This is a genomic window from Thermobacillus sp., assembly GCF_003390775.1.
Lineage (GTDB): Bacteria > Bacillota > Bacilli > Paenibacillales > Paenibacillaceae > Thermobacillus > Thermobacillus xylanilyticus.
In genome coordinates this window covers 1-13635 of sequence record NZ_QEWA01000051.1, presented here as the reverse complement: position 1 = coordinate 13635, position 13635 = coordinate 1, and the positions used below count along the sequence as shown (strand labels likewise).

Sequence of the window (13635 nt, the reverse complement as noted above, 5' to 3'; positions counted from 1 at the left end):
TGAATGCTGAAATCAATGAGCCGCTGGATTGTGGAGCGGCTCGCCCATGAAGACGAAGCGGCCGCGCAGCGAATCGCTGGCGCCCTTGGATTGAAACCGCTTGCGGCGCGGCTGCTGGTCAGACGCGGCTTGCGGGACGCGGACGCGGCGCGCGCGTTTCTCGAAGGCGGTCCCGAGACGCTTCATGATCCGTTCGCGATGAAAGGGATGCGGGAAGCGGCGGAGCGGGTCCGCCTTGCCGTCAGCCGCGGCGATCGGATCCGGATTTTCGGCGATTACGACGCGGACGGGGTGTCGTCCACCGCGCTCGCTTCGCTGCTGCTTCGGGAACTGAACGCCGAATTTGACCATGTCGTGCCGCACCGGACGCTGGAAGGCTACGGACTCAGCGTGCCGGCGGTCGAAGCGGCCGCGGCGGCCGGGATCGGCCTGATTCTGACGGTGGACAACGGCATCAGCGCGAATGAGCCGATCGCTCGTGCGAAAGAGCTCGGCATCGACGTCGTCGTGACAGATCACCACGAACCGCCGCCGACGCTGCCGGAGGCCGCTGCCATCGTCAATCCGAAGCAGCCGGGCTGTCCCTATCCGTTCAAGGGACTGGCCGGTGTCGGCGTTGCGTTCAAGCTGGCGCACGCGCTGCTCGGGCGTCCGCCGCTCGAATGGACGGAATTGGCGGCGCTCGGCACGATTGCGGATCTGATGCCGCTTGTGGACGAGAACCGGTTCATCGTGCGCCACGGACTTGAGCGGCTGCGGCGGACGGACCGGCCGGGGCTGCGCGCGCTGGCTTCGGTGTGCGGATTCGATCCGGTGACGGCGACCGCCGAATCGATCGCATTCGGCATGGCGCCCCGCATCAATGCCGCGGGCAGGCTCCGGCACGCGGATCCGGCCATCGTGCTGCTGCTGACGTCCGACGAATCGGAAGCCGCCGCCTGCGCGGCGGAACTGGATGCGCTGAACCGCGAGCGGCAGCGGCTCGTGGACAGAATGGTCGAGCAGGCCGAAGCGATCTGGGCGGACAAGGTCCGGACGGCGGAAGCGGCCGGGAAGGACAAGCCGGGCGTCATCATCGCCGCGGCGGAAGGCTGGAACATCGGCGTCGCCGGCATCGTCGCCTCGAAGCTGATCGAGCGGCATTACCGGCCGGCGATCGTGTTCGACATCGATCCGGAGACCGGCACGGCCAAAGGCTCGGCACGCTCGATCGCCGGCTTCGATCTGCACGCCGCGCTGACGGCTTGCGCAGATCTGCTGGACCACTACGGCGGCCATCAGGCGGCGGCCGGCATGACGCTTCAGGCGGACCGGCTGCCGGAGCTCGAGGCTCGGCTGGACGGGCTTGCCGCCGAATGGCTGACGGCGGAGGATTACATACGCAAGACGGAGATTGATCTGGTCTGCGCCATGGACGAGGCGACGCTCGCGGCGGCCGAGCAGTTGAAGCTGCTCGAGCCGTACGGCCACGGCAATCCGCGCCCGACGCTGCTGATCGCGGACGTTCCGGTGCGGAGCGCGCGGACCATCGGCAAGGACGGGCGGCACCTGCATATCACGCCGCAGGGTCCGCCGGGAACGACGTTCGAAGCGGTCGGCTTCGGACTCGGCGAATGGGCGGCGCGGATCTCGGACACGGCCCGGGTGGATCTGGTCGGCGAGCTGAACATCAACGAATGGAACGGCCGCCGCAAGCCGCAGCTGCTCGTGCGCGATCTGCGCGTGAGCAACGTGCAGCTGTTCGACGGCCGCGTCCGGCGGGCCGGGGCGGGCGGCACGGCCGGCAGGCTGGACCGGCTGATGGAGCTCGGCACGCGCGGCATCGCGGCGGAACCGGCGGCGGTGTTCACCGCCGATCCGGCCTTGCGCGAAGCGGCCGCCGCGGGCGCGGCGGACAGAGCCGGCGCATGGATCGTCCGCGGCTACGACGACGGGGACGAGGCCCTCGGCGAATGCCGTTCGATCGTGCTGATTGATCCGCCGCCGAGCGAAGAACGGCTGGCCGCGATTCTGGAGGCGTGCCGGGAGCCGGCCGCGGTCTATGCGCTGTACGAAGTGCAGGATGCGCACGATCCCGACCGCAGCGCATTCACCGCGGCCTACCGGCTGCTGCGCGATACGATCACGGAACCGGTCCTGCCGGAGGAAGCCCGCGCCCTGCTCGGACGGAAGCTGGCGTTTCCGCCGGAGCTGGCGGATCTGGTGCTGAACGTGTTCGGCGAGCTGGGATTCATCGAGTCCGAAGGAAGCCGAATCCGGCTCGCGATGAATCCGGCGAAACGCAGTCTGGAAGAATCCGCGGCCTACCGGGAGGCGGTTCGCGCCGCCGAAGCAAGACGGTTCTGGTCTGCGCCGGCCGCGGAGCTGGCCGCGTGGATCGAGCGTAAGGCACCGGCATGCCGGGAATTTGGACAGGAGCCGAACATCCGGCTGCAGCCGGCCGGAGCGGCAATTCCACAAGGAGGATAAACAAAACATGAATTTCAAGGACTACATTCGCGTCATACCCGATTTCCCGCAGCCGGGCATCCGTTTCAAGGACATCACGACGCTGCTGAAGGACGCGGAAGCTTACCGGAAAGCCGTCGAGACGATCGCCGACAAGGTGCGGCATCTGAATGTCGATCTGATCGCCGGTCCCGAAGCGCGCGGTTTCGTCGTCGGCGCGCCGCTTGCGCTCATGCTCGGCGTCGGCTTCGTGCCGATCCGTAAATCAGGCAAGCTGCCCGGCGAGACGGTCGAAACGTCGTACGATCTCGAGTACGGCAGCGACAAGCTTGCGATTCACAAGGACGCGATCAAGCCCGGCCAGCGCGTGCTCGTGGCGGACGACCTGCTGGCGACCGGCGGCACGATCGCGACGACCGTCAAGCTCGTCCGGATGCTGGGCGGCGAAGTGGCCGGCGCGGCGTTCCTGATCGAGCTCGGCTATCTGAACGGACGGGAGAAGCTTGAAGGGCTGGACGTTTACTCGCTCATGACGTATTGAAAAGATGGTACCCCCGCATTCCGATGAACAGGCGGCGACACGGCTTCCGGCCGCATCAGCGGAACGGGGGTTTTTTCTTTGCGGGGGTTTTTTTGGCAGTCGTCCGGCATCCGGATCCGCATCCGCCCGAGCCGCAGTTGACGGGGCAAGCCTCCGGGGTCATAATGTAAACTAACGTACCGCACGGGCAGACCGCGGCGCACGGAAGAAAGGGACGATTCATGGGCATCGAGTCGCTGATCGAGAAAGCTTCGACCTACATGAAAGAATCGGATATCGCGAAGATCCGGGATGCTTATCAGTTCGCCGCCGAGGCGCACAAGGGACAGGTCCGCAAATCGGGCGAGCCGTACATCGAGCACCCGGTCGCCGTGGCCGAGATTCTCGTCAACATGCAGATGGACGTCACGTCTGCCGTGGCTGCGCTTCTCCACGATGTTGTCGAGGATACGAACGTGACGCTGGACGATCTGCGCGAACGGTTTGGCGAGACGCTGGCGATGCTGGTCGACGGCCTGACAAAACTGGAGCGCATCCAGTTCCGCTCGAAGGAAGAGCAGCAGAACGAGAACTACCGCAAAATGTTCGTCGCGATGGCGCAGGATATCCGGGTCATCCTGATCAAGCTGGCGGACCGGCTGCACAATATGCGCACGCTCAAGTTCCAGTCCGAGGAGGCGCAGCGCCGGATCGCGCACGAGACGCTGGAGATTTACTGCCCGATCGCGCATCGCCTCGGGATGTCGGCCATCAAGTGGGAGATGGAAGACATCGCGCTCCGCTATCTGAATCCGCAGCAATATTACCGGATCGCCAACCTGATGCAGAAGAAGCGGGCCGAGCGCGAGCAGTACATCGCCGACGTCATCGAACGGATCCGCGAAAAGCTTGCGGAGATGGGCATCCAGGGCGACATTTCCGGCCGGCCGAAGCACATCTACAGCATTTACAAGAAAATGACCGAGAAAAACAAGCAGTTCAACGAGATCTACGACCTGCTTGCGATCCGCATCATCGTCGACAACGTGAAGGACTGCTACGCCACGCTCGGCATCATTCATACATTGTGGCGGCCGATGCCCGGCCGGTTCAAGGACTACATCGCCATGCCGAAGGCGAACATGTACCAGTCGCTCCATACGACCGTCATCGGCCCGAACGGCGAGCCGCTCGAAGTGCAGATCCGCACCTGGGAAATGCACCGGACGAGCGAATACGGCATCGCGGCCCACTGGGCTTACAAGGAAGGACAGACGAATCCGAACGCCGGCTTCGGCGAGAAGGTGAAATGGTTCCGCGAAATTCTGGATCTGCAGAACGAGGCGCGCGACGCCGCGGAATTCATGGAATCGCTGAAGATGGATTTCTTCTCCGATCTCGTCTTCGTCTTCTCTCCGAAGGGCGAAGTGTTCGAACTGCCGGCCGGATCGGTGCCGCTCGACTTCGCTTACCGCGTGCATACCGAAGTCGGCAACCGGACGATCGGGGCGAAGGTGAACGGCCGGATCGTGCCGCTCGACCACAAGCTGAAAACGGGCGACATCGTCGAGATTCTGACGTCGAAGCATTCGTACGGTCCGAGCCAGGACTGGCTGAAGATCGCCCAGTCGTCCCATGCGCGCAGCAAGATCAAGCAGTGGTTCAAGAAGGAGAAGCGCGAGGAGAACGTCCAGCGCGGCCGCGAGGCGATCGAGCGCGAGCTGAAGCGGCTCGGCCTCGAGCCGTCCGAATGGATGCAGGAAGACAAGCTGCAGCCGGTCGCGGCGAAATTCGCGTTCAACGACATCGAGGACATGCTGTCCGCCGTCGGCTTCGGCGGCATCACGGCGGCGCAGATCGTCACCCGTCTGACGGAGAAACTGCGCCGCGAGGCGGAAGAAGCGAATCAGATCGAGCTGTCGACCGAGGTAAAGGAAGTGAGGCCCCCCGCGTCCGCGGCGGTCGGTCAGCGGAGGCGATCGGCCCAGGGCATCCGGGTCAAAGGCGTCGACAACCTGCTCGTCCGGTTTGCGCGCTGCTGCAACCCGGTGCCGGGCGACGAGATCGTCGGGTACATCACGCGCGGCCGCGGCGTATCGGTCCACCGGTCGAACTGCAACAACCTGCCCTCGCAGGAGAGCGGCGAAGAGGCGGCGCGCGTCATCGAGGTGGAATGGGAGCAGTCGGTCGACGCGAACTACGCGGTCGACATCGAGATCCGCGGCCATGACCGCAAGGGGCTGCTGAACGAGGTGCTGTCCGTCGTGGCGGAGAGCAAGACGAACATCGCGGCCGTGTCGGGCCGCTCGGACAAGAACAAGCTGGCGCTGATTCATATGACCATTCTGATCCGCAACATCGAGCATCTGCAGTCCGTGGTGGACAAAATCAAGCGGGTGCGCGACATTTTTTCCGTGCAGCGGATCATGCAGTGACCGTTACGAAAGGCTGGAGCAAAAGGCATGAGAATTGTGGTGCAGCGCGTCTCTTCCGCATCCGTCGCCGTCGGCGGCGAGACCGTCGGCGAGATCGGCCGGGGGCTTCTGCTGCTCGTCGGCGTGACGCATGACGATACGGAAGCGGACGCGAAATGGATGGCGGACAAGATCGCGGGCCTCCGCATTTTCGAGGATGATGCCGGGAAGATGAATCTTTCCGTCCTCGATACCGGGGGAAGCATCTTGTCCGTCTCGCAGTTCACGCTGTACGGCGATTGCCGCAAGGGCAAGCGTCCGAACTTCATGGAGGCCGCAAGGCCCGAACAGGCCGAGCCGCTCTACGAGATGCTGAACGCGTATCTGCGGGAGCAGGGGCTCGCCGTCGAGACCGGACGGTTCGGCGCCATGATGGAGGTTCGTCTCGTCAATGACGGACCGGTGACGCTCATATTGGACACCCGGGACCGGGTGCGCTGAAGACGGCGGGCGGAAGACGCGCCGTCGTGCGGGGCGCCGGGTGCGCCGGGTTAAACTGCCGCCGGACGGGCCATACTAGCGGACACGGGCTGCTGGCAAGCCACGTTCTGAGGAAGGAGCTGGGCGGCAGTGCGGCAATCGCCGACGCAATGGCAGATGGCGCGCGCCTCTGCCATGCTGCCGGGCGCGGAACGGCGGGAAGCGGCCGCCGTGCTCGGCCAGGAGGACGGGATCCACGGGCGGCATCCGGACATCCGGACGGCGCCCGTCCGCGGAAGGAGCGGAGCGGCGGAACCCTGACGCGGCGGATCCATGAGGGGAGAGCGGAATGCGGATACACATTCGAATCGAAGAGATGGCGTTTGAGCGGTCGCTGGCGAACATCGCGGCGCTGTTCGACGAGGATGCGGCCGTCACGGCCGGCCCGGGTGACGCGGCGGACGCGGAATGGACGATCGCCGTGGGCGTTGAAGATCTGGACGGCGGCGTGCGGGCCCGGGCCGTTCTGACGGAAGCGGGAGGCGGTGCTCCGATCGAGGCGGAGCAGGTTCGCGCGGTGCCGGACGGCGCATCGAACGAAGAGCGCCGGGCCGTCCGCCGGCAGGCGGCGGGAGCCGCGCTGCTGGACGCGCTCGAGCGCCGCACGGGGATCGTGCAGCCGTGGGGCATCCTGACCGGCGTGCGGCCCACGAAGCTGCTGCACGACCGGAACCTGCGCGGGATCAGCCGCGAGGAGACCCGGCGGGAACTGCGCGATCTGTATCGGATCAACGACGGAAAGATCGCGCTCATGGAGCGGATCGTGGACCGGCAGCTCGCCGTCATTCCCGATCTGTATCATCTGGGCCACGAAGTCAGCCTGTACATCGGCATACCGTTCTGTCCGACGAAATGCGCCTACTGCACGTTTCCCGCTTACGACATTAACGGTCGGCAGGGGTCGGTGGACGGTTTTCTTTACGGGCTGCATGAAGAGATGCGGGCGATCGGCGATTGGCTGAAACGGAGCGGCGTGGGCGTCACGACGATCTACTACGGCGGCGGCACGCCGACCAGCATCTCCGCGGAGGAGATGGACGCGCTCTACGCGCTGATGTACGACGCAATTCCGGGCATCGACCGGGTGCGGGAGATCACCGTCGAGGCGGGCCGGCCGGACACGATTACGCCGGAGAAGCTCGAGGTGCTGCGAAAGTGGAAGATCGGCCGGATCAGCATCAACCCGCAGTCGTACACGCAGGCGACGCTCGACCGGATCGGCCGCTGGCACACCGTCGAGGAGACAATCGAGAAGTTCCAGCTGGCGCGGAAGCACGGCATGAACAACATCAACATGGATTTGATCATCGGTCTGCCGGGCGAAGGACCGGAGGAATTCGCGTATTCGCTGGCCGAGACGGAGAAGCTGATGCCGGAGTCGCTGACAGTGCACACGCTTTCGTTCAAGCGGGCGTCGGAAATGACGCGGCACAAGGGAGACGGCAAGTACCGCGTCGCGGGCCGGGAAGACATTGTGCAGATGACGGCGATGGCGATGGAGTGGACCGAGGCGCACGGGTATGTCCCGTACTATTTGTACCGGCAGAAAAACATCCTCGGCAACCAGGAGAACGTCGGGTACGCGAAGCCGGGCGCGGAGAGCCTCTACAACATCCTGATGATGGAGGAAATGCAGTCGATCATCGGCATCGGCTGCGGCGCGACGAGCAAGTTCATCGATCCGGTGACGGGCGAGATTACGCGGCATGCGAATCCGAAGGAGCCGAAGGCGTACATCGAATCCTGGGAGCGCGCCGCGGAGACGAAGATCGAAGCGCTGGACCGGGTGTTCCGCGCCGGAGCGGCGTCGGTTTGACCCGCGGCTTCCGCGCCGCGTCCGCTGCTTTGCTGCTTTGTAATACAATTGTAATCTTTTTCACATATTCCTTTAACCTTGCGCGCCTATAATGAGACTTGACCCCCTTTATTGATAGAGCAACCCTTTCAGCCTGCAACGCTGTTGCAGGCTTCTTTCTTTTTGTCGGGCGCGAATCCGGAAGGCGGAAGCGGGTGCGGGGCGGGATCGCGGCTTTGTAATCGTGGGCACGGGCTCGGCTTGGGATCGTGGGGCACGGGGCTCGGTATCGTTTGTCCGCTTTGTCCGACCGGAGCGGCTAACGAAATGGAGTGTCGTTAAATAGTTGCGCAGGTGGCTTATTTTGACATAACAGCACGAAATGCCGTTAATTGGTCCCGCAGGCATACTCGGGCGAGCAATAACGGCACCAGATGCCGTTATTGGCCGACATCGGGCGTGCGCGGCGGTTGCTCCGTTCAAATAACGGCACTTGGTGCCGTTAACAGGCCGTGTCGACATGCCCTCGCAACCATTAACGGCTCGAAATGCCGTTAATGGCCGGCGCTCGGTTGACAGGGGAAAACGCGCATATTACAATTAGGAGCAATGATCTCTGACATGACCAGAATCGATGACGGGAAAGAGTAATCCGGAACCGCATCCGCAGAGAGGGCGGCCGTCGGCTGCAAGCCGCCTGTTGACGACCGGATGAAAGACCTCCCCGAGATTTCCGTGCGAACGGCCCGTGCATCCGTGCAGCGGCGCCCAGTAGTGCGGAACGCGGCCGGGCGTTAACCGGAGGCAACGAGCAAGTGCGATCTGCGGGTTCGGCGAGCCATGCGGCGCATTGAGCGCGCATGGGCAGCGGGAATGCAGGCATGCGCACGCACTTGGAAACTGGGTGGCACCACGGGAGCGGAGGCTCTCGTCCCTGACGGGACGGGGGCCTTTTTTTGATGGACGGGGAGCCTGGACAATCGATCTTGAAATCAGTACTGACAGACGGGGTGATCCTATGGCATTTCAACGGCCGCCGGGAACGCAGGACATTCTGCCCGGCAGCGCGGCGATCTGGCAGCGCGTCGAGGAAGCGGCGCGCAATCTGTGCCGCCGGTTTAACTACCGCGAAATCCGCACGCCGATCTTCGAGATGACCGAACTGTTCCGGCGGGGCGTCGGCGAGACGACCGATATCGTCGAGAAAGAGATGTACACCTTCGAAGACCGCGGCGGACGGAGCGTGACGCTGCGGCCGGAAGGGACGGCCGGCGTCGTGCGCGCCTATGTCGAGAACAAGCTGTACGGCGAGCCGGACCCGGCGAAGCTGTACTACATCGGTCCGATGTTCCGCTATGAGCGGGCGCAGGCGGGGCGATACCGCCAGTTCCACCAGTTCGGCGTAGAAGCGATCGGGTCCGTCGATCCGGCGCTGGACGCGGAAGTGATCGCGCTCGGCGCGATGTTCTACCGCGAGATCGGCCTGTCCGGAGTGCGCGTCGAGATCAACTCCGTCGGCACGCCGGCCGTCCGCGCGGCGTTCCGCGGCAGACTGCTCGAATTCCTCGAGCCGCTCAAGGACCAGCTCTGCGAAGACTGCCGCAAGCGGATGGAACGCAACCCGCTGCGCGTGCTCGACTGCAAGGTCGACCAGGACAAGTTCGGCGGGGCGCCGTCGATCCTCGACAGTCTGGACGAGGAGTGCCGGACGCATTTCGAGAAGGTGCAGCAGTTCCTCACGGCCATGGACATTCCCTTCGCGATCAATCACCGGCTCGTCCGCGGCCTCGACTACTACACGCACACCGCCTTCGAGTACAAAGCGGAAGGGATCGGCGCAATCGACACGATCGGCGGCGGCGGTCGTTACAATGGCCTCGTGCGGGAGATCGGCGGTCCCGACCAGCCGGGCGTCGGCCTCGGCATCGGGCTGGAGCGGACCGTGCTGCTGCTCGAGCAGCAGCAGGAAGCGGCCGGTGAGACGATCGATGTCTATCTCATCGGGCTCGGCGAAGCGGCGGAGCGGGAGACGGTCCGGCTGCTGCACGCGCTGCGCCAGGCGGGGCTCAAGGCGGAGCGCGACTACGCCGGCCGCAAGATGAAGGCGCAGCTCAAGGCGGCGGACCGGCTGAACGCGCGGTTCGCGGCCATCCTCGGCGACGACGAGCTGGCGCGCGGCGAGATCACGCTGAAGGAAATGGCGAGCGGCGACCAGCGCTTCGTGAAGCTTGACGAGCTGGCGGCAGCGATTCGCGAACAAGGGTAAGTCCGACCGTCGCAAGACGGGTCAACCCATCAAAAACAAGCAAAGGGAGTCGAAGAAAAATGACGCTCAGAACCCATCAATGCGGCACGCTGACGAAAGCGGACGTTGGCAAAGAGGTGACGCTCAGCGGCTGGGTGCAGCGCTACCGCGACCTCGGCGGCGTCCTGTTCATCGACCTGCGCGACCGGACCGGCATCGTGCAGATCGTGTTCAACCCCGCTTTCTCGAAGGAAGCGCATGAAATCGCAGACCGCGCGCGCAGCGAGTATGTGCTCACCGTGCGGGGCGAAGTGGTGCACCGCGATCCCGAGACGTACAACCCGAACATTCCGACGGGCGAGATCGAGGTGCGCGTGAAGCACGTCGAAATTTTGAACCCGGCGAAGACGCCGCCGTTCCCGATCGAGGACGGCATCGACGTCGACGAATCGGTGCGGCTGAAATACCGCTATCTCGATCTGCGCCGGCCGGAAATGCAGAAGACGCTGATGCTCCGTTCGAAAGCGGCCAAGGTGTTCCGCGATTTTCTGGACGAGAACGGCTTCATCGAGATCGAGACGCCGATCCTGACGAAGAGCACGCCGGAAGGGGCGCGCGACTATCTCGTGCCGAGCCGTCTGCATCCGGAAGAATTCTATGCGCTGCCGCAGTCGCCGCAGATCTACAAGCAGCTGCTCATGGTCGGCGGGCTCGAGCGGTACTATCAGATCGCGCGCTGCTTCCGCGACGAGGACCTGCGTGCGGACCGTCAGCCGGAATTCACCCAGGTTGACATCGAGACGTCGTTCCTGTCGCGCGACGAGTTGCTCGAGATGATGGAGGAGCTGGTCGTCAAGCTGTTCAAGGAGACGATCGACGTCGATATCCCGCGTCCGTTCCAGCGCCTCTCCTATCAGGAGGCGATGGACAAATACGGCTCCGACAAGCCGGATCTCCGCTTCGGCCTCGAGATCGTCGACATTACGGACATTGCGAAGGGCAGCGACGTGCAGGTGTTCGCTTCAGTGGCCGCGCAGGGCGGCGTCGTCCGGGTGCTGAACGCGAAGGGCTGCGCGAACTGGAGCCGCAAGGAGCTCGACGATCTGAAGCCGTTCGCCGAACGCTACGGCGGCAAGGGGCTGGCCTGGGTCACGGTGAAGGATGGCGAATGGCGCGGTCCGATCGTGAAATTTTTCAAACCGGAAGAAATCGCGGCGCTCACGGAGCGGCTCGGCGTGGAGGAAGGGGACCTGCTCCTGTTCTCCGCCGACAAGAAGAAGATCGTCTGCGACGTGCTCGGCAATCTGCGCCTGAAGGTCGGCCGGCAGCTCGGCCTGATCGACGATTCCGTGTTCAAATTCGCCTGGATCGTCGATTTCCCGCTGCTCTCGTGGGATGAGGAAGCGAAGCGTTACGTGGCGGAGCACCATCCGTTCACGCGGCCGAGGGACGAGGATCTGCATCTGTTCGACAGCGATCCCGGCGCGATCCGCGCGCAAGCCTACGACCTCGTGTTGAACGGCTATGAAGTCGGCGGCGGTTCGATGCGGATCTACAAGCGGGACGTGCAGGAGAAAATGTTCAAGGCGCTCGGCTTCACGATGGAGCAGGCGCGCGAGAAGTTCGGCTTCCTGCTCGACGCGTTCGAATACGGTACGCCGCCGCACGGCGGCATCGCGTTCGGCTTCGACCGGCTGATTATGCTGCTGGCGGGCCGGACGAACCTGCGCGAGACGATCGCGTTTCCGAAGACGGCGAACGCTTCCGATCCGATGATGGACGCGCCGTCGCGCGTCGAGCGCGAGCAGCTTGCGGAGCTGCACATCCGCACGGTGCCGAAGCCGGGCGCGAAGCCGCAACAGCCGCAGCAATCCGGGCAGCAGCAAGAGCTGCAGCCGCAGGCCGAGTAAGGGAGGACGTCGCCGTATATGCTTCACCAGTTTTCGCGAACCGAACTGGCCATCGGACCGGAAGGGCTCGAGGTGATGAAGCGGAGCACGGTCGCCGTGCTCGGCGTCGGCGGCGTCGGCTCGATCGCCGTCGAGGCGCTGGCGCGCACGGGAGTCGGCCGGATCATCATGATCGACAAGGACGTCGTCGACATCACGAACGTGAATCGTCAGGTGCACGCCCTGACGACAACGATCGGGCAGCCGAAGGCGGAGCTGATGCGCGACCGGATCAAGCAGATCAATCCGGAGTGCGACGCGATTGCGCTGCGGATGTTCTACACGGAAGAGACGAGCGAAGAACTGTTCAAGTACGATCTCGATTACGTGCTGGATTGCTCGGACACGATCACCTACAAGATCCTGCTGATCAAGGAGTGCCTGAAGCGGAACATTCCGATCATCTCGAGCATGGGCGCAGCGAACCGGATGGATCCGACGAAGTTCCAGGTTTCGGACATCTCGAAGACCCACATGGACCCGATGGCGCGCGTCATCCGCACGAAACTGCGGGAAGCCGGCATCCGCAAAGGCGTCAAGGTCGTCTTCTCGACCGAGCCGCCGATCAAGCCGCGCCGCGACGTGACGGAGAAGATTGTGCCGGAGAACGCGCCGAACATCCGCAAGGCGCAGCAGCCGCCGGCGAGCAATGCCTTCGTTCCGCCGGTTGCCGGACTCATCATGGTCAGCGTCGCCGTGCGCGACCTGCTCGCCGCCGGCGGCGTGCGGGTCTAGAACCATACAAGCCAATCGGCCGCCAGGCTTCCGCGCCGGCGGCCGATCTTTTTTGCTTGCGACGTCAAATGCCCTCCTTCGCTTCCGCAACCAGCTCAACAGGCGTCGCCCACGGCGGCCAGCACCGGCCGCAGCTTGATGTTGTACTTTTCCGGATGCGCCACCACATCCCGCACGTCCATGACGACAGGGATGACATCGTCTCCTTTGTAGAATGTTTTCGGTCCGAGTGGGGTCATCGGGGGATGGTACAAAATCTTGATCGCGCGGCAGAACAGCGGCTCGAGCAGCGTGACGAACCAGCGAATGCCGTGCTCCCTGGCGACCAGGACGGCGGCCGCCACGAGATCGTCGACATATTTGCCGCGGTGTTCCGGAAGCGCCGCGTACTTATCGATCTCCGCCACCTGCCGGCGATCGCTGGCATCCGGCCCATGTCCGCGACCGTTTCGAAGGCGCTGACCCCCGGCAGGAACGGCTTGAATTCGGCGGTGCCGACAGGCTGGCCTTCGGGCGTCAGGACGAGCCAGCGCTCCAGCACGACCGGCGAAAATTCGAAATCATATCCCTTCTCTCGCCATGCGGTCATCCAGATGAAGTTGTAGTACGCCAGATCCTGTTCCGTCGTGACGCGCTTGAGCATGCGGTTCTCTCCTTTCATTTCTTTGTGTGCCATTAATTTACTTAATTAACTTGCAACGACATTCTATCAAATCCGTTCAGCGCACCAAATCAAACCATAAGCCTATTTCCCATGGTTCAAGAGGACGAGGATAAATCGAAATCCGCCGTCGAACTCTGTCAATTTAATGCAAGCGAAGTTGATTATTGGCCTTCATCCGGCGAAAAAGTGACCCGCGGGCGTTAGAGTAAAATTAGCGTTGGGGTAAAGATTGGAAAAAGCGGACATAGAAAGAGAGCCTCTCCTTTGGTAGAGTGGAATTTGGCAAAAAAACACCCTCAAAGGAGGAGGCTCCTATGCAGCACTT

At 63.6% G+C, this 13635-nt stretch carries 10 protein-coding genes; 9 read left to right on the top strand and 1 reads right to left on the bottom strand.

Annotated elements, in window-relative coordinates; translation table 11 throughout:
- The first annotated feature begins 3 nt into the window (after positions 1 to 3).
- The 9 genes from recJ (at position 4) to C6W55_RS14765 (ending at position 12646) form a co-directional block, all read left to right on the top strand.
- Positions 4 to 2469 carry a single-stranded-DNA-specific exonuclease RecJ gene (gene recJ / locus C6W55_RS14805; RefSeq protein WP_286893536.1) on the top strand — a complete coding sequence of 822 codons (2466 nt, stop codon included), beginning with the start codon at positions 4 to 6 and terminating at the stop codon, positions 2467 to 2469.
- A gap of 7 nt (positions 2470 to 2476) precedes the next feature.
- Positions 2477 to 2989 (top strand): adenine phosphoribosyltransferase, encoded by a 513-nt coding sequence (locus C6W55_RS14800; protein ID WP_015255354.1) that lies wholly within the window; start codon positions 2477 to 2479, stop codon positions 2987 to 2989.
- A 221-nt stretch (positions 2990 to 3210) separates the two neighbouring features.
- A complete protein-coding gene (locus C6W55_RS14795) occupies positions 3211 to 5403 on the top strand; it encodes a RelA/SpoT family protein (protein ID WP_286893533.1) in 2193 nt (730 codons plus the stop codon).
- Positions 5404 to 5430: 27 nt separating this feature from the next.
- Positions 5431 to 5883, top strand: coding sequence for a D-aminoacyl-tRNA deacylase (gene dtd / locus C6W55_RS14790; RefSeq protein ID WP_015255352.1), 453 nt, complete (start codon positions 5431 to 5433; stop codon positions 5881 to 5883).
- Positions 5884 to 6012: 129 nt separating this feature from the next.
- On the top strand, positions 6013 to 6183 hold the full coding sequence (locus C6W55_RS14785) for a hypothetical protein (protein WP_015255351.1): 171 nt from the start codon (positions 6013 to 6015) through the stop codon (positions 6181 to 6183).
- Positions 6184 to 6211: 28 nt separating this feature from the next.
- The gene (locus tag C6W55_RS14780) at positions 6212 to 7738 is read left to right on the top strand and encodes a coproporphyrinogen III oxidase (protein WP_015255350.1); all 1527 of its coding nucleotides are present in this window, start codon (positions 6212 to 6214) and stop codon (positions 7736 to 7738) included.
- A 997-nt stretch (positions 7739 to 8735) separates the two neighbouring features.
- A complete protein-coding gene (gene hisS / locus C6W55_RS14775; RefSeq protein WP_015255349.1) occupies positions 8736 to 9983 on the top strand; it encodes a histidine--tRNA ligase in 1248 nt (415 codons plus the stop codon).
- Positions 9984 to 10042: 59 nt separating this feature from the next.
- Complete coding sequence (aspS, locus tag C6W55_RS14770) at positions 10043 to 11872, top strand: aspartate--tRNA ligase (protein ID WP_286893530.1); 1830 nt, start codon at positions 10043 to 10045, stop codon at positions 11870 to 11872.
- Positions 11873 to 11890: 18 nt separating this feature from the next.
- On the top strand, positions 11891 to 12646 hold the full coding sequence (locus tag C6W55_RS14765; protein WP_286893528.1) for a tRNA threonylcarbamoyladenosine dehydratase: 756 nt from the start codon (positions 11891 to 11893) through the stop codon (positions 12644 to 12646).
- A gap of 95 nt (positions 12647 to 12741) precedes the next feature.
- Here the strand turns inward: C6W55_RS14765 and C6W55_RS14760 are convergent, their stop codons facing one another.
- Positions 12742 to 13053, bottom strand: coding sequence for a hypothetical protein (locus tag C6W55_RS14760; RefSeq protein WP_286893526.1), 312 nt, complete (start codon positions 13051 to 13053; stop codon positions 12742 to 12744).
- Positions 13054 to 13635 lie beyond the last annotated feature (582 nt).

Excerpts from the sequence above, each read along its gene's own strand:
- C6W55_RS14795 (WP_286893533.1), top strand. The coding sequence starts at position 3,211 with ATGGGCATCGAGTCGCTGATCGAGAAAGCTTCGACCTACATGAAAGAA.
- C6W55_RS14780 (WP_015255350.1), top strand. The coding sequence starts at position 6,212 with ATGCGGATACACATTCGAATCGAAGAGATGGCGTTTGAGCGGTCGCTG.
- recJ (WP_286893536.1), top strand. The coding sequence starts at position 4 with ATGCTGAAATCAATGAGCCGCTGGATTGTGGAGCGGCTCGCCCATGAA.
- C6W55_RS14800 (WP_015255354.1), top strand. The coding sequence starts at position 2,477 with ATGAATTTCAAGGACTACATTCGCGTCATACCCGATTTCCCGCAGCCG.
- hisS (WP_015255349.1), top strand. The coding sequence starts at position 8,736 with ATGGCATTTCAACGGCCGCCGGGAACGCAGGACATTCTGCCCGGCAGC.
- C6W55_RS14765 (WP_286893528.1), top strand. The coding sequence starts at position 11,891 with ATGCTTCACCAGTTTTCGCGAACCGAACTGGCCATCGGACCGGAAGGG.
- dtd (WP_015255352.1), top strand. The coding sequence starts at position 5,431 with ATGAGAATTGTGGTGCAGCGCGTCTCTTCCGCATCCGTCGCCGTCGGC.
- aspS (WP_286893530.1), top strand. The coding sequence starts at position 10,043 with ATGACGCTCAGAACCCATCAATGCGGCACGCTGACGAAAGCGGACGTT.